Genomic DNA, 21189 nt, shown 5'->3' with positions numbered 1-21189 from the left:
GCGCGCATGAGCCGCTCCGTCTGGAAGGGTCCCTTCGTGGACCTGTCATTGCTGAAAAAGGCCGAAACCGCGCAGGCTTCGGGGGCGCGTGCGCCGATCAAGACCTGGTCGCGCCGTTCCACCATCCTGCCGCAGTTCGTGGGCCTGACCTTCAGCGTCTACAACGGCAAGAAGCACATCCCGGTCATGGTCAATGAAGACATGGTCGGCATGAAGCTTGGCGAATTTGCGCCGACGCGCTTCTTCCCCGGCCACGCTGCTGACAAGAAGGGCAAGCGCTGATGTCCAAGCCCAAGTCCCCCCGCAAGGTTGGCGACCGCGAGGCGCTGGCCATTGCCACCACCATCCGTGGGTCCGCCTACAAGCTGAACCTGGTTGCCGGCCTGATCCGGGGCCGCAAGGCTGCCGACGCGCTCAACATCCTCACCTTCTCCAGCAAGGCGATGGCGGTTGATGTGCGCAAGGTGTTGGCTTCGGCCGTCGCCAACGCCGAAAACAACCATAACCTCGATGTCGATGCGCTTTATGTGAAGGAAGCCAGCGTCGGCAAGGCGATCAGCATGAAGCGGTTTACCCCGCGTGCCCGCGGTCGCGCCGCATCGATCACCAAGCCGTTCAGCCGCCTGCGCGTTGTGGTGCGCGAGATGGACGAAAGCGGGAGCGCCGAATAATGGGTCACAAGACTTCCCCCATTGGTCTGCGCCTGCAGATCAACCGCACCTGGGACAGCCGCTGGTTCGCCAAGGGCCAGGAATATGGCAATTTGCTGCTGGAAGATCTGCGCATCCGCGAGTTCATCCTGAAGCACCACGCCCAGGCCGCCATTTCCAAGGTCGTGATCGAGCGCCCGGCCAAGTTGGCCCGTGTGTCGATCTTTGCGGCCCGCCCCGGTGTTATCATCGGCAAGAAGGGCGCTGACATCGAGAAGCTGAAGAAGCAGATCGGCCAGATGACCCGCAGCGATGTCAGCTTGAACATCGTCGAAATCCGCAAGCCGGAAATCGATGCCAAGCTGGTGGCTGCCGGTGTTGCCGATCAGCTGGAGCGCCGCATTGCCTTCCGTCGCGCCATGAAGCGCGCCGTGCAATCGGCGCTGCGTCTGGGCGCCGAAGGCATCAAGATCACCTGCTCGGGTCGTCTGGGCGGTGCCGAAATCGCCCGCATCGAATGGTATCGCGAAGGCCGGGTGCCGTTGCACACCCTGCGCGGCAACGTCGATTATGCCGAGCACCAGGCCCATACCGCCTATGGCGTGTGCGGCGTGAAGGTTTGGATTTTCAAGGGTGAAATCCTTGGCCACGATCCGATGGCCCAGGATCGCCTGATGATGGAAGCCCAGACCTCTGGCGTCCGTCCGGCGCGCTGAGGAGTAGTCAGACATGTTGTCCCCAAAGCGCACAAAGTTCCGCAAGGCCTTCAAGGGCCGCATCCATGGCACGGCCAAGGGCGGTACCGCGTTGAATTTCGGCGCCTTCGGCCTGAAGGCGATGGAACCGGAGCGGATCACCGCTCGTCAGATCGAAGCGGCCCGCCGCGCGATTTCGCGTCACATCAAGCGCCAGGGCCGCTTGTGGATTCGCATCTTCCCGGATCTGCCGGTGTCGTCGAAGCCCGCCGAAGTCCGCATGGGTTCCGGCAAGGGGTCGCCCGAATATTGGGTTGCCCGCGTCAAGCCGGGCCGCATCATGTTCGAGCTTGATGGCGTGCCGCACGATGTGGCCGCCGGCGCCTTCGAGCGCGCGGCAGCCAAGCTGCCGATCAAGACCAAGATGGTGGTCCGCCTCGGCGAACCGACCGGCCAGGATTGAGAGCCATGGGTAACAAGATTTTCGCTGATCTGAAGATTGCATCCGACGATCAACTCGCCACCCGGCTCGCGGAGCTGAAGCGCGAGCAGTTCAACCTGCGGTTCCAGGCGGCCACCGGCCAGCTGGAGCGGCCGGGCCGGGTGCGCGAAGTGCGCCGCACCATCGCTCGCATCAAGACCCTGCAATCAGGCCGCAAGGCCGTGCAGGCAGGAGCATAAGAGATGCCGAAACGTGTATTGCAGGGCACCGTGGTGTCCGACAAGGGTGACAAGACGGTCGTCGTGCTGGTGGAGCGCAAGGTTGCGCACCCGGTGTATGGCAAGATCATCCGTCGCTCGAAGAAGTATCACGCCCACGATGAGGGCAATGTGATCAAGGCCGGTGACACGGTGCGCATCGAAGAATGTGCCCCGATGTCCAAGCTGAAGACGTGGACCGTACTTGAGAAGGTTGGCTGAGCCAGCCCTTTCGGGATTTTCAAGAGGCGTCTGCCGGTCGGAATCGGCAGACTTATGAGTGAGGGATCGAAAACATGATCCAGATGCAGACGAACCTCGATGTGGCGGACAATAGTGGCGCCAAGCGGGTGATGTGCATCAAGGTCCTGGGCGGCTCCAAGCGTCGCTTTGCCGGCGTGGGCGACATCATTGTCGTGTCGGTGAAGGAAGCGCAGCCCAAGGGCAAGGTGAAGAAGGGTGATGTGCATCGCGCTGTCGTGGTGCGCACCGCCAAGGACATCCGCCGCGCCGATGGCTCGGTGATCCGTTTCGACAGCAATGCTGCCGTGTTGATCAACAAGAACGAGGAGCCGATCGGCACCCGTATCTTTGGCCCCGTGGTGCGCGAACTGCGCGCGTCGGGCCATATGAAGATCATCAGCCTGGCGCCGGAGGTGCTGTAATGAGTGCTGCAAAGATCAAGAAGGGTGACACGGTCATCGTCCTGTCCGGCAAGGACAAGGGCAAGGAAGGTACCGTGACGCGCAACCTGCCGCGTGATGGCAAGCTGGTGGTGTCGGGCGTCAACCTGATCACCCGCCACAACAAGCCTTCGCAATCAAACCCCAACGGCGGCATCGAGCGCGTCGAAGCGCCGATGGCGGCCTGCAAGGTGGCGATCAAGGACCCGACCACGGGTCAGCCGACCCGCGTCGGTTTCGAAATGATCGACGGCAAGAAGGTGCGCGTCGCCAAGAAGTCGGGAGCCCGGATCGATGGCTGATAATCCCACACCGCGCATGCAGACGCTGTATAACGACAGCATCCGCGCGAAGATGACCGAGCTGTTCGGCTACAAGAACGTCATGGAAGTGCCGCGCATCGACAAGATCGTGCTCAACATGGGCGTTGGCGAAGCCACGCAGGACAAGAAGAAGGTCGAGCAGGCCGCCGGTGAAATGGCGCTGATCGCAGGGCAGCGCCCGGTGATCTGCCGCGCCAAGAAGTCGGTTGCGCAGTTCAAGCTGCGTGAAGGCATGCCGATCGGCTGCAAGGTCACGCTGCGCCGCGATCGTATGTATGACTTCTTGGACCGTTTTGTCACGATTGCACTGCCGCGCGTTCGCGATTTCCGCGGCCTGTCTGCCAAGTCGTTCGATGGTCGGGGCAACTATGCCTGCGGGATCAAGGAACAGCTGATTTTCCCGGAAATCAACTATGACCGGATCGAGAAGATCCGCGGCATGGACATCATCGTGACGACCACCGCGAAGACCGACGAGGAAGCGCGTGCGCTGCTCGCGCTCTTCGGGTTCCCGTTCATTGGCTACACTCTTGAAAAGCAGGCGGCCTGAACCATGGCAAAGCTGTCGATGATCAACAAGAACGAGAACCGCAAGGCGCTCGTGGTGAAGTATGCCGGCAAATATGCCGTGCTGAAGGCGATTGCCGCCGACAAGAGCCGTCCCGATGAGGAACGCTTGATGGCGCGCCTGAAGATGGCGGAACTGCCGCGCAACGCGAACCCGACCCGGGTGCGCAACCGTTGCGAACTCACCGGGCGCCCGCGCGCCTATTACCGCAAGTTCAAGCTTTCGCGCATCATGCTGCGGGAACTGGCCAACAAGGGCCTGATCCCCGGTGTGACCAAGTCGAGCTGGTAAGGATAGACCCATGTCAATGTCTGATCCTCTGGGCGACATGCTCACCCGGATCCGCAACGGCCAGCAGGCCCGCAAGGATTCGATTCTCACCCCCGCGTCGCGTTTGCGGGCCCGTGTGCTGGATGTGCTCCAGCGCGAAGGCTATATTCGCGGCTATTCTTCGGTGCTCGATGGCGTGCACCAGAATCTGCGCATCGACCTGAAATATTTCGAAGGTCGTCCCGCCATCCAGCATGTTGCCCGCGTTTCGAAGCCCGGCCGCCGCGTTTACAGCGGTGCCACCGAGCTGCCGCGCGTGCGCAACGGGCTGGGCATTGTCATCGTTTCGACGCCCCAGGGCGTTCTGTCGGACGCGGAAGCGCGCGACAAGAACGTCGGCGGCGAAATCCTCTGCCAGGTGTTCTGATATGTCGCGCATCGGAAAAAAGGCCGTTGCCATTCCGGCCGGCGTCACCGCCACCATCAACGACCGTATCCTGTCGGTGAAGGGTCCCAAGGGCGAGATGTCGATGCCGCTGGTCGACGACATCAGCTACACCATCGATGCCGGCCTGATCGCCGTGCAGCCGGCCAGTGACACCAAGCGCGCCCGTGCCTTCTGGGGCATGCAGCGCACATTGGTGTCCAACCTGGTGACTGGTGTTACCGAGGGCTTCACCAAGGTGCTGCTGATCACCGGCGTCGGCTATCGTGCGTCGGTGCAGGGGGCGAACCTGAAATTGCAGCTTGGCTACAGCCATGATGTCGATTTCGCCATCCCCGAAGGCATCACCATCAAGACGCCGGATCAGACCACGGTGGAAATCAGCGGGTCAGACAAGCAGCGTGTTGGCCAGGTCGCCGCCGAAATCCGCCGCTGGCGCAAGCCGGAGCCCTACAAGGGCAAGGGCATCAAGTATCGCGGCGAGTTTATCTTCCGCAAGGAAGGGAAGAAGAAATGAGCAAGCTCACCCCCTTCAACCAGCGCCGGCGCCGGGTGCGCACCGCCATCCGCCTCAAGAGCGGTGGTCGGCCGCGTCTGTCGATCCATCGCTCCTCGCAGCATATCTATGCGCAGGTCATCGACGACGACAAGGGCATCACCCTTGCCGCCGCATCGAGCCTGGAAAAGGATGTGCGCGACGTGTCTGGTGCGACGATGGCTGCTGCTGCCGACGTGGGCAAGCGCCTGGCCGAGCGGGCCAAGGCGGCCGGTGTGTCGGCCGTGGTGTTCGATCGTGGCGGTTTCCTGTTCCATGGCCGCGTGAAAGCCCTGGCCGATGGCGCCCGCGAAGGCGGGCTGGAGTTCTGAAATGGCTGATGAAATCGAAGTGACCGGCGCAGCGCCGGAAGCCGAAAACCGCGGTCGCGGTAATCGTGGTCGCGGCCCGGGTGGCGGTGACAATCGTGGCCGTGGCGGCGGTGATCGCCGTGGTGGCCCGAACGATCGCAACAAGCGCGGCCGTGACAATAATGGGGAACCGCCGGGCGAAGAGCTGATCGAAAAGCTCGTGCACATCAACCGCGTGTCGAAGACCGTCAAGGGCGGCAAGCGCTTTGGCTTTGCAGCGCTGGTCGTCGTGGGTGATGGCAAGGGCCGGGTCGGTTTCGGCCATGGCAAGGCGCGCGAAGTACCGGAAGCCATCGCCAAGGCGACTGCGGCTGCCAAGAAGGCGATGATCCGCGTGTCGCTGCGCGATGGCCGCACCCTGCACCATGATGGCTATGGCCATTTCGGCGCCGGCAAGGTCTATGTGCGCTCGGCGACGCAGGGCACCGGCATCATCGCCGGTGGTCCGATGCGTGCCGTGTTCGAATCGCTGGGCGTGGCCGACGTGGTCACCAAGTCGGTCGGCACCAACAACCCGTACAACATGATCCGCGCCACGTTTGCGGCGCTGTCCGGCCAGGTCAGCCCGAAGAGCGTGGCCCAGCGCCGCGGCAAGAAGGTGGTGGATCTGCTGGCACGGCGCGGCGATGGTTCGGTCAAGACGGCCGAAGCTGACGCTGAAGCAATTGCCTGAGCAGGGGCTTGAGGAACAACACCATGGCCAAAGTGAAAGTCACCCAGATCGGTTCACCGATCCGCCGCACGCCGGTTCAGGAAAAGAACCTGATCGGCCTGGGCCTCAACAAGATGCATCGGTCGCGCGAGCACACCGACACGCCGGAAATCCGCGGCATGATCAAGCGCGTGGCGCATCTGCTGAAGGTCGAAGAACTGGCGTAACTGCCACCCAATCCCAGCGCGTAAGCGAAAGCGAGTGCATTACATGACGACGAAACTCAGCGACCTTCACGACAATCCTGGCGCCCGCAAGAGGCGCGTGCGCGTCGGCCGCGGCATCGGCTCCGGCGTGGGCAAGACTGCCGGTCGCGGCCAGAAGGGCCAGACCAGCCGTTCGGGCGTGGCCATCAAGGGCTTTGAAGGCGGCCAGATGCCGCTGCACATGCGCATCCCGAAGCGTGGCTTCAACAATATCTTCCGCAAGGATTATGCCGTGCTCAATCTGGGCACGCTGCAATCGGCGATTGATGCCGGTCGCATCGATGCCAGCCAGCTGATCGATGCCCAGGCACTGGTCGATGGCGGTGTCATCACCCATGCCCGCGACGGTGTGCGCCTGCTTGGCGTCGGCACGCTGACGGCCAAGGTCAGTCTCAAGCTGGCGGGGGCTTCGGCCACCGCCAAGGCCGCTGTCGAAGCCGCCGGTGGCAGCATTGAAGTGCCGCCGCCTGCGCCGGAGCCGCTGACCAAGGATGAGCAGAAGGCTGCGCGCGCCGTTGCCCGCGCTGCAAAAGCAGCCGGCAAGTAAGCTTTGCATTCGGGTCGATGGACCCCATGGCAATTGCGCCGCGTGTCGCCTACATGGAACGGGCACGCGGCGCTTTGCCGTTTTGGACCAGCATGATCGGGTAATGTGCCATGGCGTCAGCCGCCGAACAAATGTCCGCGAACCTCTCGTTCGCCAATTTCTCCAAGGCCACCGAGCTGAAGAACCGCATCTGGTTCACGCTCGGCGCGCTGGTGGTGTTCCGTCTGATCAGCTTCGTGCCGCTGCCCGGCATCGATCCGCTGGCGCTGTCCAGCCTGTTCAACCAGACGCGCGGCGGCGTGCTGGATTTCTTCAACATGTTTTCGGGTGGCGCCCTGGAGCGCATGAGCCTGATTGCGCTCGGTGTAACGCCCTACATCACCGCCTCGATCGTGGTGCAGTTGCTCACCTCGCTGATCCCCAGCTTCGTCTCCCTGAAAAAGGAAGGTGAATCGGGTCGCAAGACGTTGAATCAGTACACGCGCTACGGCACCGTGTTCCTCACCATCGTGCAGGGCTATGGCATCGCCGTCGGCCTCGAAAGCTGGGGCGCCGGCAGCGGCGCGTCGGCCGTGCTCGATCCGGGCTGGTTCTTCCGCGTTTCGATCGTCATCTCGTTGCTTGGCGGCACCATGTTCCTGATGTGGCTGGGCGAACAGATCACCAGCCGCGGCATCGGCAACGGCATTTCGCTGATCATCATGGCCGGCATCGTCGCGCAGCTGCCGATCGCGTTGGGCACCATGTTCGAACAGGGCCGCTCCGGCGCGCTATCGGTCGGCTTCGTGTTCCTGGTTGCCGTGCTGGCCCTGGCAACCATCGCCGGCATCTGCCTGATGGAACGCGCGCAGCGCAAGATCCTGATCCAGTATCCCAAGCGGCAAACCGGCAACCGCACCTTCCAGGGCGACAGCAGCCACCTGCCGTTGAAGATCAACACCGCCGGCGTCATCCCGCCGATCTTTGCCAGCTCGCTGCTGCTGATGCCGCTGTCGGTGGCGCAGTTCTTCAGCCAGCAGGGCTCGATGCCGGAATGGCTGACGACGGTGACGACGGCGCTGCAACATGGCGCGCCGCTGTACATGTTCCTCTATGCCGCCGGCATCATCTTCTTCAGCTTCTTTTACACCGCCGTGGTGTTCAACCCGGAGGAAACCGCGGAGAATCTCAAGAAGTACGGCGGCTTCGTGCCCGGCATCCGCCCTGGGGCGCGCACGGCGGATTATCTTGATTATGTGCTCACCCGCCTGACGGTGATCGGCGCCGCCTATCTGACGCTGATCTGCCTGCTGCCGGAATTCCTGATCAGCGAGCTCAAGGTGCCTTTCTATTTCGGTGGCACCTCGCTGCTGATCGTGGTGAACGTGACGATGGACACGGTGGCGCAAATTCAAAGCCACATGTTGGCCCATCAATATGAGGGACTCATCAAGAAGTCCAAACTCAGGGGGAATCGCCGTTGAATTTGATCTTGCTGGGTCCGCCGGGAGCGGGCAAGGGCACCCAGGCCAGTCGCCTCGTCAAAGAGCGCGGCATGGTCCAGTTGTCCACGGGTGACATGTTGCGCGCCGCCGTTTCCGCCGGCACGCCGGTCGGATTGGCGGCCAAGGCGGTGATGGAAAGCGGCGGGTTGGTCTCCGACGAGATCGTCAACGGCATCCTGTCCGAACGCCTGGACCAGCCGGACGCACGCGCCGGCTTCATTCTCGATGGCTACCCGCGCACCGATGTGCAGGCCGATGCGCTCGATGCAATGCTGGCCGCCAAGGGCCTCACCCTCGATCATGTCATCGAGCTGGTGGTGGACGAAGATGTGCTGGTCGATCGCGTCACTGGCCGTTTCACCTGCGCCAAGTGCGGCGAAGGCTATCATGACCGGTACAAGCTGCCGGCCGCCGATGGCGTGTGCGATGTCTGTGGCTCGAGCGATTTCAAGCGCCGGTCTGACGATAATGAAGGCACGGTGCGTCAGCGCATGGCCGAATATCGTGCCAAGACGGCACCGATCATCCCGCATTATTCAGCCCGCGGCATCGTTGCCCGCGTGGACGGCATGGCCAGCATGGACGCTGTGGCGGCCAGCATCGACGCCATCGTGGATGCGTGACGTTGCGGCCTGACATCAGGCTTGACAAATGCGCGACTCCTGCCTAACCCGCTCGCTTCCGCATGGACGGACGTGAACCGGCGGCCCGCTTGGGTGGTCGGCACGCTGCTTTGAGATGGTGGTTCCCTGCCCCGAACCGCCGTGGAGCATGAAAGGATCAATCTGTGGCACGTATTGCGGGTGTTAACATCCCGACCAACAAGCGCGTTGAAATCGCCTTGACCTATATTCACGGCATTGGCCGTACCACTGCCAGCCGCCTGGCATCCGAACTCGGCTTTCCGCCGGAACGTCGGGTGCAGGAACTGACGGATGCCGAGATCCTGCTGATCCGCGAAAAGATCGATCGCGAACTGACCGTCGAAGGGGACCTTCGCCGTCAGAATTCGATGAACATCAAGCGGTTGATGGATCTGGCCTGCTATCGCGGCCTGCGCCATCGCAAGGGCCTGCCGGTCCGCGGCCAGCGCACGCACACCAACGCCCGCACCCGCAAGGGCAAGGCCAAGCCGATCGCCGGCAAGAAGAAGTAAGCGCGTCATCGCCGCTCTTCTTCACCACAGGCTTTAAGGGAAATTCGAAATGGCTCGCGAAGTAGCACGCATCAAGCGCCGGGAGCGCAAGAACATCACCAGCGGCGTGGCCCATGTCAACGCCAGCTTCAACAACACCATGATCACCATCACCGATGCGCAGGGCAATGCCATTGCTTGGTCGTCGGCTGGCACATGTGGGTTCAAGGGCAGCCGCAAATCGACGCCGTTCGCGGCGCAGATGGCTGCCGAAGATGCCGGCAAGAAGGCCGCCGAACACGGCGTTCGCACGCTGGAAGTGGAAGTGCGCGGCCCCGGGTCAGGGCGCGAGTCGGCTTTGCGGGCGTTGCAGGCGGTGGGCTTCACCATCACGGCGATCCGCGACGTGACGCCGATCCCGCACAACGGCGTGCGCCCCCCCAAGCGCCGCCGCGTCTGAATCATCTGCCCTGGCGCCGGGGCCCCGACGGCGCTTGCGTTCCATACCAAACGTATAACGGGACGAGCGGGTGACGACCCGCTCCTTCCAAGACCGAGGTGAACACTGTGGCAGTCATCGCCAAGAACTGGACTGAACTCAAGAAGCCCAACCGCCTGGAACAGCGCGCGACGGGCGACGGCAAGCACAAGTCGGCCTTCGTGGCCGAACCGCTGGAGCGTGGCTTTGGCCTGACGCTGGGCAATGCCCTGCGCCGAGTGCTGCTGTCGTCGCTGCAGGGTGCTGCGGTCACCGCCATCAAGATCGATGGCGTGCTGCACGAATTTTCCAGCCTGACCGGCGTTCGCGAAGACGTGACCGACATCGTGCTGAACATCAAGCAGGTGGCGATCCGCATGGCGGGCGACCAGGCCAAGCGCGTTTATCTGAACGCCACCGGCCCCGGCCCGGTCACCGCTGGCCAGATCGCCGTCACCGGCGACATGGAAGTGATGAACAAGGGTCTGGTCATCTGCACGCTCGATGAAGGCGCCACGCTCAACATGGAACTGACGGTGGAAACCGGCAAGGGCTATGTGCCGGCCAGCGCCAACCGTCCGGCCGATGCGCCGATCGGCTTGGTGCCGGTGGATGCGCTTTATTCGCCGGTGCGCCAGGTCAGCTACAAGGTGGATAACACCCGCGTTGGCCAGGAACTGGATTATGACAAGTTGACCATCACGGTGGAAACCGATGGCAGCCTGTCGCCGGACGATGCGCTGGCCTATGGCGCCAAGATCCTGCAGGATCAGCTGCAATTGTTCGTCAACTTCGAAGATGCCGCCGTGGCCGCGCCGGTTGCGCACGCCACCACCGGCAGCGTGGTTGAAGTGGACGACAGCGCCAGCATCAACCGCTATCTGCTGAAGAAGGTCGATGAGCTGGAATTGTCGGTGCGTTCGGCCAATTGCCTGAAGAACGACAATATCATCTACATCGGCGATCTGGTGCAGAAGACCGAGAGCGAGATGCTGCGCACGCCGAACTTCGGCCGCAAGTCGCTGAACGAGATCAAGGAAGTCCTGTCCCAGATGGGTCTGCGCCTTGGCATGGAAATCGCTGGTTGGCCGCCCGAGAATATCGAGGAAATGGCCAAGAAGCTGGAACAAGAGTTCTGATCTTTGGCCGCCCGACGACGGGCGGCCATATTTCATACGGGGTGTCTGGCTGACCCCATCATCAGCCTGGATCGGGGTGCCTGATACGGCCCCGATACGAACGGAGAAGACCCATGCGCCACGGCGTTGCCCATCGTAAACTCGGCCGTACCAGCGCGCATCGTATCGCGATGCTGCGCAACATGTCGGCCAGCCTGATCAAGCACGAGCAGATCAAGACCACGCTGCCCAAGGCCAAGGAACTGCGCCCCTACATTGAAAAGCTGGTGACGCTGGCCAAGCATGGTGGCCTGTCCAACCGCCGCCTGGCGCTGGCGCGCCTGGGCGATGAAGCACAGCTGGCCAAGTTGTTCGATGAACTGGCTGCCCGCTATGCCAATCGTGAAGGCGGCTATATCCGCGTCGTCAAGGCCGGCGTGCGCCGTTCCGATGCCACGCCGATGGCGATCATCGAGTTCGTCGATCGCAATGTGGACGCCAAGGGCCAGGATTCGGGCCCGGTGCAGTTATTTGGTGACGACGACTAAGCTGTAGGCCGCTAAAGCCCGCACCAGCGTATTTGCCAGAAGGAACCGCCAGCATGACCGACGAAATCGATCTGGGCGCATCGCCTGAAAATGGCTTTGACCAGGCCAGCTTTGATGAGCCGTTGCCGCAGGTTTCGATCATCACGCAGTATGTGAAGGATCTGTCGTTCGAAAATCCGAACGCGCCGAACAGCCTGCAGATGGCCGGCCAGCCGCGCATCGATGTGAATGTCGGCGTCAATGCCCGCAAGGCCGCCGACAATGTCTTCGAAGTCGAGCTGAAGATCACCGCCAAGGCCGATGTCGATGGCACCGCGACCTTCCTGGTCGATCTGCTCTACGCCGGCCTGTTCGGCCTGCAGAATGTGCCGGAAGAAGCGCTGGAGCCGTTCTGCATCATCGAAGCGCCGCGCATCCTGTTTCCGTTCGCCCGCCGCATCATTGCCGATGCCGTGCGCGACGGCGGCTTCCCGCCGCTGATGCTCGATCCGATCGATTTCGGCGCGCTGTATCTGGCGCAGCAGGGCGGCAACGGCCAGATCGGTAACGCATAATATCCTCTCCCCTTGCGGGAGAGGGCGACTCGCCGTAGGCGAGCGGGGTGAGGGGTGCTTCGCCTTGTTTTGCGCGATAATCGGATGAGTCTCGTCCGCGCCTCCGCCACCATCGGCAGCTTCACCTTGCTCTCCCGCATCGCCGGCTTCGTGCGCGATGTGTTGCAGGCGACGTTGCTCGGCGCCGGCCTCGCCGCCGATGCCTTCCTGATCGCCCAGCGCCTGCCCAATCTGTTCCGCGCCCTGTTTGCCGAAGGCGCCCTGGCCGCGGCGTTCGTGCCCATGCTCAATCAACGGATGGGCGCCGAGAACGGCGGCCTTGATGCCGCGCGCCGCTTTGCCGAGGCGGTGCTGGCGGTGCTGCTGCCGTTCCTGTTGCTGTTCACTGTGGTGATGGTGGTGGGCACTGCGCCGGTGGTGTGGGCGCTTACGGGTGGTTTCCCCGATGCCGCGCCGGAAAAATTCGCGCTCACCGTGCACTTCACCCGGCTGACCTTCCCCTATCTGATGCTGATCAGCATCGTGTCGCTCCTTGGCGGCTTGCTCAACGCCGTCGGCCGCTTCGCGGTCAATGCCGCGGCGCCCATCCTGCTCAATCTCGTGCTGATTGCCGGCCTGTTCTGGTCCGCCGGCAGCGATGCCGTGGCGGTGGCCGGCGTACAGGCAGTCTGCGTCACCCTGGGCGGCGTCGCGCAGCTGATCTGGCTGATGTGGTCGTGTCAGCGCGCTGGCTTCGCCCTGCGGCTGCGCCTGCCAAGACTGACGCCAGAGGTGAAGACTCTGCTGCGGCTGATCCTGCCGGCGGCATTGGGAGCAGGGGCGGTGCAGATCAACCTGGTGATCTCCACGGCGCTGGCGGCGCGATTCCTGGGCGAAGGCGCGGTGAGCTGGCTTTATTATGCCGATCGGCTGAATCAACTGCCCCTGGGCATCATCGGCATTGGGGTGGGCACCGCGCTGCTGCCGGCGATGTCGCGGTTGCTCGCGGCCGGCGAAGCCAGTGCGGCGCTGGCGCAGCAGAATCGCGCGATCGAACTGGTGCTGCTGCTCACGCTGCCGGCCGCTGCTGGCCTGGCGCTGGTCGCTGCGCCGATCATCGCCGTCTTGTTCCAGCACGGCGCCTTCACCGCTGTGGATACGCAGCAGACGGCGGCAGCGCTGGCGACGTTTGCGCTCGGCCTGCCAGCCTATGTGCTGATCAAGGTGCTCACACCTGGCTTTCATGCGCGCAGCGACACGCGCACGCCGGTTCGGGTGGCGCTGGGGGCAATGCTGGTCAATCTGACCGCCAATCTGGTACTGGTGTGGCCGCTGGGCCATGTCGGCATTGCGTTGGGCACGGCGATCGCAGCCTGGGGCAATGCCGGGGCGCTATGGTGGCTGCTGGCGCGGCGTGGGCATTTCGCGCTGGATGAACGGGCGCGGCGGAGCCTGCCGCGGCTTGTGCTCGCGACCGCGGCGATGCTGGCTGTGCTTGCGGGGGCGCAGCAGGGGATGGCGGCCTTTGCGGTTCATGATGCGGCGGTGCCAATGCGCATCCTGGCACTGGCGCTGTTGCTTGGCATGGGTGGCTTGGCCTATCTGGGGGCCGCGCGGGCACTGGGCCTGTTCACCTTGTCAGGCCTCGCCGCGCAATTGAGACGGAAGCGCAAATGAAACGGGTTTTTTCGGGCATCCAGCCTACCGGCAATCTGCATCTGGGCAATTATCTGGGCGCCATTCGCAATTGGGTGCGCATGCAGGATGAATCCGAATGCATCTTCAGCGTTGTCGATCTGCATGCCATCACCGTGGCGCAGGATCCGGCAACGCTGCGCCGCGGCATTCACGAAATGGTGGCGGCGCTGATCGCGGCCGGTCTCGATCCGGAACGCTGCATCCTGTTTCCACAGAGCCGGGTGCGCGTGCATGCCGAGCTGGCCTGGGTGTTGATGTGCACGGCGCGGGTCGGTTGGCTCAACCGCATGACCCAGTTCAAGGAAAAGAGCGGCAAGGATCGGGAAGGCGCCTCGGTCGGCCTTTATACTTATCCGGTGCTGCAAGCGGCCGATATTCTCGCCTATCGCGCCACCCATGTGCCGGTGGGCGAAGACCAGAAGCAGCATCTGGAGCTGGCGCGCGACATCGCCATCAAGTTCAACAATGATTTCGGGCCCAGTTTTGGCGGGGAGCTGTTTCCGCCGCCCGAACCGGTGATCGAAGGCCCGGCGACTCGGGTGATGTCGCTGCGTGACGGCAGCGCCAAGATGTCGAAAAGCGATCCCAGCGATCAGAGCCGCATCAATCTGACCGACGATGCCGACACCATCGCCGCCAAGATCAAGCGTGCCAAGACCGATCCGGAAGCCTTGCCGTCGGAACCGGCCGGGTTGGCGGGGCGGCCAGAGGCGACCAATCTGGTCAACCTGATGGCGGCGCTGACCGACCGCAGCATCGCCCAGGTGCTGGCCGATCATGGCGGCCAGGGCTTTGGCGCGTTCAAGCCGGCGTTAGCCGATATCATGGTGGCGAAACTGGCGCCGATCACCGCGCGCTTCAACGCACTGAAGGATGATGCCAGCGCCATCGAAGCCATTTGCGCGCGTGGTGCTGATCGGGCGCGGGCGATCGCTGAACCGGTGCTGGCCGATGTGCACCGGGCGGTGGGCTTCACCGCCTGACGCTGCGGCAATATTACTTGTCGTTCATGTGGCGGTAAGTTGCGTTGTGGCATGGAAGGCGCATAAGCATCGCCATCACCTTATCCCCACCCGCTTGACTAGGGTCAACCCAGATGAACATCCGCTTCTCCCCCCGTCATCTCACCCCGCTGCTGGCCGCGCTGGCGCTGAGCGCCTGCGTGGCGCCATTTGAAGCGCGCGTGGCGCGGTTCCAGCAGCTGCCGGCGCCGGCGGGCAACAGCTTCGTCATCGAAGCGCGCGACAAGGCCAATGAAGGCGGCCTGGAATTTGCCACCTATGCCAATCTGGTCCGCCAGAAACTGGTGAGTGCCGGCTATCAGGAGGCGGCCAGCCCTGATGCGGCGGCGCTGACTGTGCAGCTTGATTACAATGTCACCGCACCGCGTGAGAAGGTGCGCACCCGGCCGGGCATTGGTTTCGGCGGCTGGGGTGGCCCCGGCTGGGGCGGCGGCTTCGGTGGCTGGGGCGGCGGCTGGGGCGGTTGGGGCCCTTATTGGGGTGCCGGCTTTGGCGGTTTCGGCGGCGGTTTCGGCGGCTGGGGTGGCGGCTGGAACAACGATGTCTATTCGGTGACCACCTACAATGCCGTGGTAGCCCTGCGCATCAACCGCAATGCCGACAAGCGCAGCGTGTTTGAAGGCCGCGCCGAAACGGTGAGCAACAGCAACAATCTGACCAAGCTGGTGCCCAATCTGGTGACGGCGATCTTCACCAATTTCCCCGGCAACAGCGGTGAAACGGTAACGGTGCGCTTCGATCCGGCCAAGCCGGGTGTAACGCCGACGGTCAAGCCGATGCGCTGAGGTTTCGCGTTGGATATTGAAGGGGCGCTCCGGGCAACCGGGGCGCCCTTTTTCTTGCGCTTTATTGGCCCAAGCACTTTGGCTCCCTCCCCCTTGCAGGGAGGGCGACTCGCGCCCCTTGGCGCGAGCGGGGTGGGGGTTGCGCCAGCGATCACCCAGGGCGGGAACCCCCACCCCGCTCGGCTGGCGCCGAGTCGCCCTCCCCGCAAGGGGGAGGGCGTTTGACCAGCCTACTGCGGCGGAGTCGGCTCGCTGTAGCCCATGCGGTTGGTGCGATCCTGTGCCCAGGCTTCGACTTGGCGACGATCGCAACCGGTGAAGCCGGCCGGCCCGACCGCGCTGCAACTGCCGATGCTGTTGCCGGCACCGCCCGCGCCATCGCCGAGCAACAATGACCGGTTTGAGGTGAGCACGCTGGTGCGGGTTTCGGCGCGGCGCAGGCGTTCCGGGATACGATAGATTTCCGCTTCGGGCAGGCGGGCGCACACCACGACTTCATCGGGCGAGTTTGGTTTGGGGCAGGCCTCGTTGCCGAACACCGTCACCATGCGCTGGCGCGGCTGGCTGCCATCGCCAGCCGGAATATCGGCGGGCTTCAGCATGCTGGGCCGCGGCGGCGCAGTGGTTGGGTTAGCCGGGGTCGGCTGGGAAAAAGCTGGCAGGGATGGAGCCGGCACGGCAACCAACAGCGCAATCAGGGCAGGCAGGGGGCGCATCGCATCGGGCTCCAGCAACATGTAACCGCACAAGATTAGGCGGTTTTGCCGGCCGGGGGAACCGGCAATCGCGTGGACAACGTTGCGCGTGGCCGCCTGTCTGGCGGCTGAACCGGAGGGATCAGCCGATCTTTTCGGCGAGGATGGTCAGGCCCTGCGGCGTCACTTCGGCAAAGCCGCCCTCGATCTCATAACGCTCGGTGGGGGCGCTGCCTTCGGTGGCATAGACTTCGATGGTGCCGGGGCGGATGGTGCTCATCATCGGCGCGTGGCCGGGCAGCACGCCGAAATCGCCTTCACTGCCGGGCACCACCACCATGGCCACCTTGGCCTTGGCAATGCGCCGTTCCGGGGAGACGAGTTCGAAATCGAGAAGGTCTGCCATTTTTTCCTCTTCTCCCCTCCCCTTCAGGGGAGGGGTCGGGGGTGGGGACTTGCCGTCAAGAACGGAGTCCCGCTACGCCATTCCCCACCCCCAGCCCCTCCCCTGAAGGGGAGGGCAGTTTGCGTTACGCCGCGTCTGCTGCCAGGCGCTTGGCCTTGGCCACCGCGTCTTCGATGGTGCCGACCATGTAGAAGGCGGCTTCCGGCAGATGATCATATTCGCCGGCAACGATCGCCTTGAAGCCTTTGATCGTGTCTTCCACCGCCACCAGCACGCCGGGCGAACCGGTGAAGATTTCGGCGACGTGGAACGGCTGGCTCAGGAAGCGCTGGATCTTGCGGGCGCGGCTGACGGTGAGCTTATCCTCTTCCGACAGCTCGTCCATGCCGAGAATGGCGATGATGTCCTGCAGCGACTTGTACTTCTGCAGCACTTCCTGCACCGAACGGGCGACGCCATAATGTTCTTCGCCGACAACGCGCGGGGACAGCACGCGGCTGGTCGAATCGAGCGGATCGACCGCCGGATAGATGCCGAGTTCCGAAATCGCGCGGCTGAGCACGGTGGTGGCGTCGAGGTGGGCGAACGAGGTGGCCGGCGCCGGATCGGTGAGATCGTCGGCGGGCACGTAGATCGCCTGCACCGAGGTGATCGAACCCTTGTTGGTGGAGGTGATGCGCTCCTGCAACTGGCCCATGTCGGTGGCCAGCGTCGGCTGATAGCCCACGGCGGACGGGATGCGGCCCAGCAGGGCGGACACTTCGGAACCGGCCTGGGTGAAGCGGAAGATATTGTCCACGAAGAACAGCACGTCCTGGCCTTCGACATCGCGGAAATATTCGGCGATGGTCAGGCCCGAAAGCGCAACGCGGGCGCGGGCGCCGGGCGGCTCGTTCATCTGGCCATAGACCAGCGCCACCTTGGAACCTTCGGAAATGGCATTGCCGTCGGCATCCTTGGCGATGACGCCGGCATCGAGGAATTCATAATAAAGATCATTGCCTTCGCGGGTGCGTTCCCCCACGCCGGCGAACACGCTGGTGCCGCCGTGGCCCTTGGCGATGTTGTTGATCAGTTCCTGGATCAGCACGGTCTTGCCGACGCCGGCGCCGCCGAACAGACCAATCTTGCCGCCCTTGGCATAGGGCGCCAGCAGATCGATGACCTTGATGCCGGTGACCAGAATAGCGGCTTCGGTCGACTGATCGACGAAGTCCGGCGCCTGGGCGTGGATCGGGGCGGTGTTGGTCTGATCGATCGGGCCGCGCTCGTCGATCGGTTCGCCGATGACGTTCATGATGCGGCCGAGCGTGGCCGGGCCCACCGGCACGCGGATCTGGCTGCCGGTGTCGGTGACTTCCTGGCCGCGGACGAGGCCGTCGGTGGCGTCCATGGCGATGGTGCGCACGGCGTTCTCACCCAGATGCTGCGCGACTTCCAGCACCAGGCGGCGATCGCCGATGCGGGTTTCCAGCGCGGACAGGATCGACGGCAGTTCGCCTTCGAAGGTCACGTCGACAACGGCGCCGATGACCTGGCTGATGCGCCCGACATTGTTGGTGGTATTGGCCATGTGGCGTGCTCCTTAAAGCGCTTCGGCGCCCGAGATGATCTCGATCAATTCCTTGGTGATCGCGGCCTGTCTCGTGCGGTTGTAGGTGATGGTGAGGCGGTTGATCATGTCGCCGGCGTTGCGGGTGGCGCTGTCCATGGCGGTCATGCGGCTGCCCTGTTCGGATGCGGCATTTTCCAGCAGCGCGCGGAAGATCTGCACGGCGAGATTCTTCGGCAGCAGATCGGCCAAGATGGCTTCCTCGTCCGGCTCATACTCCACCGAGGCATCGGCGCCCGACTGGGCATCGCCAAGCGCAGGCAGCGCGGCCGGGATGATCTGCAACCGCGTCGGCGTCTGCACCAGCGCGGAGCGGAAGGTCGAGAAGAACAGATGCGCGACGTCGAATTCGCCGGCTTCATAACGGCGCACGACATCTTCCGACACGGACTTGGCATCGGTGAAGGCCAGCGTCTTCACATGGGTCATGTCGACCGTGTCGATGATGAGCTCCTTGTGGGTGCGGGCGAACGGCGCGCGGGCCTTCTTGCCGACAAACATCAGCTTGACGGTTTTGCCCTCGGCCAGCAGCTCATCCATGGTGCGGCGCGCCAGCTTGGCGATGTTGCCGTTGAAGCCGCCAGCCAAGCCGCGCTCCGACGAGCAGACCACCAGCAGATGCACCTGATCCTTGCCGGTGCCAGCCAGCAGCTTCGGCGATTCCGGGCCAACCGTGACGCGGCTGGCCAACGAGGCCATCACCGCCGCCATCCGCTCCGAATAGGGGCGCGCGGCTTCGGCGGCTTCCTGGGCACGGCGCAGCTTGGCCGCGGCGACCATCTTCATCGCCTTGGTGATCTTCTGGGTCGACTTCACCGAAGTGATGCGGACCTTCAGGGCTTTCAAGCTGGGCATCGGGCGTCGTTCAGGCGAAGGTCTTGGCGAAGGCGCCGATGACGTCCTTCAGCTTGGCGACGGTGTCCGGGCTCAGATCCTTCTTCGTGCGGATGTCGGTCAGCACATCGGCGTGGGCCGACTTGATGTGGCTCAAGAGCGAGGCTTCGAAGCGCGTCACGGCATTGGCATCCACCGTGTCGAGGAAGCCGTTGACGCCGGCAAAGATGCTGACGACCTGCTCTTCGAACGGCATCGGCTTGAACTGGTCCTGCTTCAGCAGTTCGGTCAGGCGCTTGCCGCGGTTCAGCAGCTTTTGCGTGGAGGCATCGAGATCGGAGCCGAACTGCGCGAAGGCGGCCATTTCGCGATACTGGGCCAGCTCCAGCTTGATGCTGCCTGCCACCTTCTTCATCGCCTTGGTCTGCGCGGCGGAACCGACGCGCGACACCGAAAGGCCGACGTTGATGGCCGGGCGCACGCCCTGATAGAAGAGTTCGGTTTCCAGGAAGATCTGGCCGTCGGTGATCGAAATCACGTTGGTCGGGATGTACGCGGACACGTCACCGGCCTGCGTCTCGATGATCGGCAGCGCGGTCAGTGAGCCGGTACCCAGCGCATCGTTCATCTTGGCAGCGCGCTCCAGCAGGCGGCTGTGCAGGTAGAACACGTCACCCGGATAGGCTTCGCGGCCCGGCGGGCGGCGCAGCAGCAGCGACATCTGGCGATAGGCCACGGCCTGCTTGGACAGATCGTCATACACGATCACGGCGTGCATGCCGTTGTCGCGGAAATATTCGCCCATGGTGCAGCCGGTGTAGGGCGCCAGGAACTGCAGCGGGGCGGGTTCGGACGCGGTCGCGGCGACCACAATCGAATATTCCATTGCGCCATTTTCTTCCAGCGCGCGCACGATCTGCGCCACGGTCGAACGCTTCTGGCCGACGGCGACATAGATGCAATAGAGCTTCTTGGACTCATCGTCGCCGGCGTTCACTGTCTTCTGGTTGATGAACGTGTCGATGGCGACGGCGGTCTTGCCGGTCTGGCGATCGCCGATGATCAGTTCGCGCTGGCCACGGCCGACGGGGACGAGGGCGTCGAGCGCCTTCAGGCCGGTCTGCATCGGTTCGTGCACGCTCTTGCGCGGGATGATGCCCGGCGCCTTGACTTCCACGCGGCGGCGTTCGGCGGCCACGATTGGGCCCTTGCCATCGATCGGATTGCCCAGGCCATCAACGACGCGGCCGAGCAAACCCTTGCCGACCGGCACATCAACGATGGTGCCGGTGCGCTTGACGGTGTCGCCTTCCTTGATCTGGCTGTCCGACCCGAAGATCACGACGCCGACATTGTCGGTTTCCAGATTGAGCGCCATGCCCTGGATGCCGCCGGGAAATTCGACCATTTCACCGGCCTGGACGTTGTCCAGCCCATGCACGCGGGCGATGCCGTCGCCGACGCTCAGCACCTGGCCGACTTCCGAGACTTGCGCCTCGGTGCCGAAATTGGCGATCTGATCCTTGATGATCCGCGAGATTTCGGCGGCGTTGATGTCCATGTCAGGTCCCTTTTAAGCCTTCAGCGCCTGGCCGAGCATGTCGAGCCGGGTGCGAATCGAAGAATCAATCATGCGGCTGCCGACGCGGACGACCAGCCCGCCCAGGATTGCCGGATCGACGGTGATGTTGAGCGCCACGTTGCGGCCGATGCCGGCCTTCAGCTTGGCAGCCAGCGCGTCACGCTGCGTGCCGGTCAGCGTGTGCGCGGCCGTGACATCGGCAGTCACTTCGCCCTTGCGCGCGGCATTCAGCGCGGCAAAATCGCGGATGATCGCCGGCAGCAGGCCCAGCCGGCGATTGGCGGCGAGCACGCCGAGAAAATTCTTGGTCAGCCCATCGATGTTCAGCCCTTCGGCGACACCGGCCACCGCCGCACCGGCCGCGCCGCGCCCGACCACCGGGCTGCCGACCAACGCCGCCAGATCAGCCGATTCGGCCAAGGCCTCGGTGAGCGACGCCAGGCTGGCTTCGACCGCGCCCAGCGCTTTGCCTTCGATGGCAAGTGCAAAAAGCGCGCGCGCATAGCGCCCGGAAAGGCCGGTGGCCACGCTTGAGGAAATCTGTGCGTCCAAGGC

Annotated in this window: 32 protein-coding genes; 26 read left to right on the top strand and 6 right to left on the bottom strand. The window is 63.7% G+C overall.

All coding sequences use genetic code 11. From position 1 onward, the window contains the following. Positions 1-6 precede the first annotated feature (6 nt). The 26 genes from rpsS to AC6UUM_RS14310 all read left to right on the top strand — a co-directional run bounded on the left by rpsS (position 7) and on the right by AC6UUM_RS14310 (position 15505). The gene (gene rpsS, locus AC6UUM_RS14435; RefSeq protein ID WP_500802951.1) at positions 7-282 is read left to right on the top strand and encodes a 30S ribosomal protein S19; all 276 of its coding nucleotides are present in this window, start codon (positions 7-9) and stop codon (positions 280-282) included. Next, positions 282-671 (top strand): 50S ribosomal protein L22, encoded by a 390-nt coding sequence (rplV, locus tag AC6UUM_RS14430; protein WP_353199437.1) that lies wholly within the window; start codon positions 282-284, stop codon positions 669-671. The genes rpsS and rplV overlap by 1 nt, the downstream gene beginning before the upstream one ends. After that, entirely contained in the window at positions 671-1366 is a 696-nt protein-coding gene (rpsC, locus tag AC6UUM_RS14425) for a 30S ribosomal protein S3 (RefSeq protein ID WP_500802950.1), read from the top strand. Before rplV ends, rpsC begins: the two co-directional genes overlap by 1 nt. Positions 1367-1379: 13 nt before the next feature. Next, a complete protein-coding gene (rplP, locus tag AC6UUM_RS14420) occupies positions 1380-1808 on the top strand; it encodes a 50S ribosomal protein L16 (RefSeq protein ID WP_353199435.1) in 429 nt (142 codons plus the stop codon). A gap of 5 nt (positions 1809-1813) precedes the next feature. Beyond that, positions 1814-2026, top strand: a complete 213-nt coding sequence (rpmC, locus tag AC6UUM_RS14415; RefSeq protein ID WP_500802949.1) for a 50S ribosomal protein L29 — start codon at positions 1814-1816, stop codon at positions 2024-2026. A gap of 3 nt (positions 2027-2029) precedes the next feature. Beyond that, positions 2030-2266, top strand: coding sequence for a 30S ribosomal protein S17 (gene rpsQ / locus AC6UUM_RS14410; protein ID WP_353199433.1), 237 nt, complete (start codon positions 2030-2032; stop codon positions 2264-2266). 74 nt (positions 2267-2340) lie between these two features. Then, the gene (gene rplN / locus AC6UUM_RS14405; RefSeq protein WP_353199432.1) at positions 2341-2709 is read left to right on the top strand and encodes a 50S ribosomal protein L14; all 369 of its coding nucleotides are present in this window, start codon (positions 2341-2343) and stop codon (positions 2707-2709) included. Continuing rightward, complete coding sequence (gene rplX / locus AC6UUM_RS14400) at positions 2709-3029, top strand: 50S ribosomal protein L24 (RefSeq protein ID WP_500802948.1); 321 nt, start codon at positions 2709-2711, stop codon at positions 3027-3029. The genes rplN and rplX overlap by 1 nt, the downstream gene beginning before the upstream one ends. Beyond that, positions 3022-3600 carry a 50S ribosomal protein L5 gene (gene rplE, locus AC6UUM_RS14395; RefSeq protein WP_500802947.1) on the top strand — a complete coding sequence of 193 codons (579 nt, stop codon included), beginning with the start codon at positions 3022-3024 and terminating at the stop codon, positions 3598-3600. Before rplX ends, rplE begins: the two co-directional genes overlap by 8 nt. A gap of 3 nt (positions 3601-3603) precedes the next feature. Next, the gene (gene rpsN / locus AC6UUM_RS14390; protein WP_500802946.1) at positions 3604-3909 is read left to right on the top strand and encodes a 30S ribosomal protein S14; all 306 of its coding nucleotides are present in this window, start codon (positions 3604-3606) and stop codon (positions 3907-3909) included. 10 nt (positions 3910-3919) lie between these two features. Then, positions 3920-4315, top strand: coding sequence for a 30S ribosomal protein S8 (gene rpsH, locus AC6UUM_RS14385; RefSeq protein WP_500802945.1), 396 nt, complete (start codon positions 3920-3922; stop codon positions 4313-4315). Position 4316: 1 nt separating this feature from the next. Beyond that, the gene (gene rplF / locus AC6UUM_RS14380) at positions 4317-4850 is read left to right on the top strand and encodes a 50S ribosomal protein L6 (RefSeq protein ID WP_353199427.1); all 534 of its coding nucleotides are present in this window, start codon (positions 4317-4319) and stop codon (positions 4848-4850) included. Then, positions 4847-5200 (top strand): 50S ribosomal protein L18, encoded by a 354-nt coding sequence (rplR, locus tag AC6UUM_RS14375; protein WP_353199426.1) that lies wholly within the window; start codon positions 4847-4849, stop codon positions 5198-5200. The genes rplF and rplR overlap by 4 nt, the downstream gene beginning before the upstream one ends. Position 5201: 1 nt before the next feature. Continuing rightward, positions 5202-5912, top strand: a complete 711-nt coding sequence (rpsE, locus tag AC6UUM_RS14370; protein ID WP_500802944.1) for a 30S ribosomal protein S5 — start codon at positions 5202-5204, stop codon at positions 5910-5912. Between the two features lie 23 nt (positions 5913-5935). After that, positions 5936-6118: a 50S ribosomal protein L30 gene (gene rpmD / locus AC6UUM_RS14365; protein ID WP_353199424.1), complete on the top strand. Its 183-nt coding sequence runs from the start codon at positions 5936-5938 to the stop codon at positions 6116-6118. 43 nt (positions 6119-6161) lie between these two features. Beyond that, a complete protein-coding gene (gene rplO, locus AC6UUM_RS14360; protein WP_500802943.1) occupies positions 6162-6704 on the top strand; it encodes a 50S ribosomal protein L15 in 543 nt (180 codons plus the stop codon). Between the two features lie 110 nt (positions 6705-6814). Further along, a complete protein-coding gene (secY, locus tag AC6UUM_RS14355; protein WP_500802942.1) occupies positions 6815-8167 on the top strand; it encodes a preprotein translocase subunit SecY in 1353 nt (450 codons plus the stop codon). Further along, positions 8164-8811 carry an adenylate kinase gene (locus AC6UUM_RS14350; protein ID WP_500802941.1) on the top strand — a complete coding sequence of 216 codons (648 nt, stop codon included), beginning with the start codon at positions 8164-8166 and terminating at the stop codon, positions 8809-8811. The genes secY and AC6UUM_RS14350 overlap by 4 nt, the downstream gene beginning before the upstream one ends. Positions 8812-8975: 164 nt before the next feature. Then, on the top strand, positions 8976-9344 hold the full coding sequence (rpsM, locus tag AC6UUM_RS14345; RefSeq protein WP_353199420.1) for a 30S ribosomal protein S13: 369 nt from the start codon (positions 8976-8978) through the stop codon (positions 9342-9344). Between the two features lie 49 nt (positions 9345-9393). Further along, a complete protein-coding gene (gene rpsK, locus AC6UUM_RS14340; RefSeq protein ID WP_353199419.1) occupies positions 9394-9783 on the top strand; it encodes a 30S ribosomal protein S11 in 390 nt (129 codons plus the stop codon). Between the two features lie 107 nt (positions 9784-9890). After that, entirely contained in the window at positions 9891-10940 is a 1050-nt protein-coding gene (locus AC6UUM_RS14335; protein WP_500804982.1) for a DNA-directed RNA polymerase subunit alpha, read from the top strand. 113 nt (positions 10941-11053) lie between these two features. Next, positions 11054-11467 carry a 50S ribosomal protein L17 gene (gene rplQ, locus AC6UUM_RS14330; protein WP_500802940.1) on the top strand — a complete coding sequence of 138 codons (414 nt, stop codon included), beginning with the start codon at positions 11054-11056 and terminating at the stop codon, positions 11465-11467. 53 nt (positions 11468-11520) lie between these two features. Continuing rightward, on the top strand, positions 11521-12021 hold the full coding sequence (secB, locus tag AC6UUM_RS14325) for a protein-export chaperone SecB (RefSeq protein ID WP_500802939.1): 501 nt from the start codon (positions 11521-11523) through the stop codon (positions 12019-12021). 84 nt (positions 12022-12105) lie between these two features. Then, positions 12106-13677 (top strand): murein biosynthesis integral membrane protein MurJ, encoded by a 1572-nt coding sequence (gene murJ, locus AC6UUM_RS14320; protein WP_500802938.1) that lies wholly within the window; start codon positions 12106-12108, stop codon positions 13675-13677. Then, positions 13674-14681, top strand: coding sequence for a tryptophan--tRNA ligase (gene trpS, locus AC6UUM_RS14315; RefSeq protein WP_500802937.1), 1008 nt, complete (start codon positions 13674-13676; stop codon positions 14679-14681). Before murJ ends, trpS begins: the two co-directional genes overlap by 4 nt. Positions 14682-14794: 113 nt before the next feature. Further along, positions 14795-15505, top strand: coding sequence for a DUF4136 domain-containing protein (locus tag AC6UUM_RS14310; RefSeq protein WP_500802936.1), 711 nt, complete (start codon positions 14795-14797; stop codon positions 15503-15505). A gap of 230 nt (positions 15506-15735) precedes the next feature. On the opposite strand, the gene AC6UUM_RS14305 is transcribed toward AC6UUM_RS14310, so the two are convergent. The 6 genes from AC6UUM_RS14305 to AC6UUM_RS14280 form a co-directional block, all read right to left on the bottom strand. Further along, a complete protein-coding gene (locus AC6UUM_RS14305; RefSeq protein WP_500802935.1) occupies positions 15736-16107 on the bottom strand; it encodes a hypothetical protein in 372 nt (123 codons plus the stop codon). Between the two features lie 235 nt (positions 16108-16342). Beyond that, on the bottom strand, positions 16343-16606 hold the full coding sequence (locus tag AC6UUM_RS14300; RefSeq protein WP_500802934.1) for an ATP synthase F1 subunit epsilon: 264 nt from the start codon (positions 16604-16606) through the stop codon (positions 16343-16345). A 124-nt stretch (positions 16607-16730) separates the two neighbouring features. Then, on the bottom strand, positions 16731-18179 hold the full coding sequence (gene atpD / locus AC6UUM_RS14295) for a F0F1 ATP synthase subunit beta (protein ID WP_500802933.1): 1449 nt from the start codon (positions 18177-18179) through the stop codon (positions 16731-16733). A gap of 12 nt (positions 18180-18191) precedes the next feature. Then, positions 18192-19073: a F0F1 ATP synthase subunit gamma gene (locus tag AC6UUM_RS14290; RefSeq protein WP_500802932.1), complete on the bottom strand. Its 882-nt coding sequence runs from the start codon at positions 19071-19073 to the stop codon at positions 18192-18194. Positions 19074-19083: 10 nt separating this feature from the next. Then, positions 19084-20613, bottom strand: a complete 1530-nt coding sequence (gene atpA / locus AC6UUM_RS14285) for a F0F1 ATP synthase subunit alpha (RefSeq protein WP_500802931.1) — start codon at positions 20611-20613, stop codon at positions 19084-19086. A gap of 12 nt (positions 20614-20625) precedes the next feature. Continuing rightward, a complete protein-coding gene (locus AC6UUM_RS14280) occupies positions 20626-21186 on the bottom strand; it encodes a F0F1 ATP synthase subunit delta (RefSeq protein ID WP_500802930.1) in 561 nt (186 codons plus the stop codon). Between the last annotated feature and the right edge of the window lie 3 nt (positions 21187-21189).

It is taken from the genome of Sandarakinorhabdus sp., from assembly GCF_987265915.1.
Note: the sequence above shows the minus strand (reverse complement) of the source record. Positions and strands in the feature narration are given on the sequence as shown.

Bases quoted from the DNA above. Each gene is read 5' to 3' on its own strand.
- rpsS (WP_500802951.1), top strand. From the start codon at position 7: ATGAGCCGCTCCGTCTGGAAGGGTCCCTTCGTGGACCTGTCATTGCTG.
- rplV (WP_353199437.1), top strand. From the start codon at position 282: ATGTCCAAGCCCAAGTCCCCCCGCAAGGTTGGCGACCGCGAGGCGCTG.
- rpsC (WP_500802950.1), top strand. From the start codon at position 671: ATGGGTCACAAGACTTCCCCCATTGGTCTGCGCCTGCAGATCAACCGC.
- rplP (WP_353199435.1), top strand. From the start codon at position 1,380: ATGTTGTCCCCAAAGCGCACAAAGTTCCGCAAGGCCTTCAAGGGCCGC.
- rpmC (WP_500802949.1), top strand. From the start codon at position 1,814: ATGGGTAACAAGATTTTCGCTGATCTGAAGATTGCATCCGACGATCAA.
- rpsQ (WP_353199433.1), top strand. From the start codon at position 2,030: ATGCCGAAACGTGTATTGCAGGGCACCGTGGTGTCCGACAAGGGTGAC.
- rplN (WP_353199432.1), top strand. From the start codon at position 2,341: ATGATCCAGATGCAGACGAACCTCGATGTGGCGGACAATAGTGGCGCC.
- rplX (WP_500802948.1), top strand. From the start codon at position 2,709: ATGAGTGCTGCAAAGATCAAGAAGGGTGACACGGTCATCGTCCTGTCC.
- rplE (WP_500802947.1), top strand. From the start codon at position 3,022: ATGGCTGATAATCCCACACCGCGCATGCAGACGCTGTATAACGACAGC.
- rpsN (WP_500802946.1), top strand. From the start codon at position 3,604: ATGGCAAAGCTGTCGATGATCAACAAGAACGAGAACCGCAAGGCGCTC.
- rpsH (WP_500802945.1), top strand. From the start codon at position 3,920: ATGTCAATGTCTGATCCTCTGGGCGACATGCTCACCCGGATCCGCAAC.
- rplF (WP_353199427.1), top strand. From the start codon at position 4,317: ATGTCGCGCATCGGAAAAAAGGCCGTTGCCATTCCGGCCGGCGTCACC.
- rplR (WP_353199426.1), top strand. From the start codon at position 4,847: ATGAGCAAGCTCACCCCCTTCAACCAGCGCCGGCGCCGGGTGCGCACC.
- rpsE (WP_500802944.1), top strand. From the start codon at position 5,202: ATGGCTGATGAAATCGAAGTGACCGGCGCAGCGCCGGAAGCCGAAAAC.
- rpmD (WP_353199424.1), top strand. From the start codon at position 5,936: ATGGCCAAAGTGAAAGTCACCCAGATCGGTTCACCGATCCGCCGCACG.
- rplO (WP_500802943.1), top strand. From the start codon at position 6,162: ATGACGACGAAACTCAGCGACCTTCACGACAATCCTGGCGCCCGCAAG.
- secY (WP_500802942.1), top strand. From the start codon at position 6,815: ATGGCGTCAGCCGCCGAACAAATGTCCGCGAACCTCTCGTTCGCCAAT.
- rpsK (WP_353199419.1), top strand. From the start codon at position 9,394: ATGGCTCGCGAAGTAGCACGCATCAAGCGCCGGGAGCGCAAGAACATC.
- rplQ (WP_500802940.1), top strand. From the start codon at position 11,054: ATGCGCCACGGCGTTGCCCATCGTAAACTCGGCCGTACCAGCGCGCAT.
- secB (WP_500802939.1), top strand. From the start codon at position 11,521: ATGACCGACGAAATCGATCTGGGCGCATCGCCTGAAAATGGCTTTGAC.
- murJ (WP_500802938.1), top strand. From the start codon at position 12,106: ATGAGTCTCGTCCGCGCCTCCGCCACCATCGGCAGCTTCACCTTGCTC.
- trpS (WP_500802937.1), top strand. From the start codon at position 13,674: ATGAAACGGGTTTTTTCGGGCATCCAGCCTACCGGCAATCTGCATCTG.
- AC6UUM_RS14310 (WP_500802936.1), top strand. From the start codon at position 14,795: ATGAACATCCGCTTCTCCCCCCGTCATCTCACCCCGCTGCTGGCCGCG.
- AC6UUM_RS14305 (WP_500802935.1), bottom strand. From the start codon at position 16,107: ATGCTGAAGCCCGCCGATATTCCGGCTGGCGATGGCAGCCAGCCGCGC.
- AC6UUM_RS14300 (WP_500802934.1), bottom strand. From the start codon at position 16,606: ATGGCAGACCTTCTCGATTTCGAACTCGTCTCCCCGGAACGGCGCATT.
- atpD (WP_500802933.1), bottom strand. From the start codon at position 18,179: ATGGCCAATACCACCAACAATGTCGGGCGCATCAGCCAGGTCATCGGC.
- AC6UUM_RS14290 (WP_500802932.1), bottom strand. From the start codon at position 19,073: ATGCCCAGCTTGAAAGCCCTGAAGGTCCGCATCACTTCGGTGAAGTCG.
- atpA (WP_500802931.1), bottom strand. From the start codon at position 20,613: ATGGACATCAACGCCGCCGAAATCTCGCGGATCATCAAGGATCAGATC.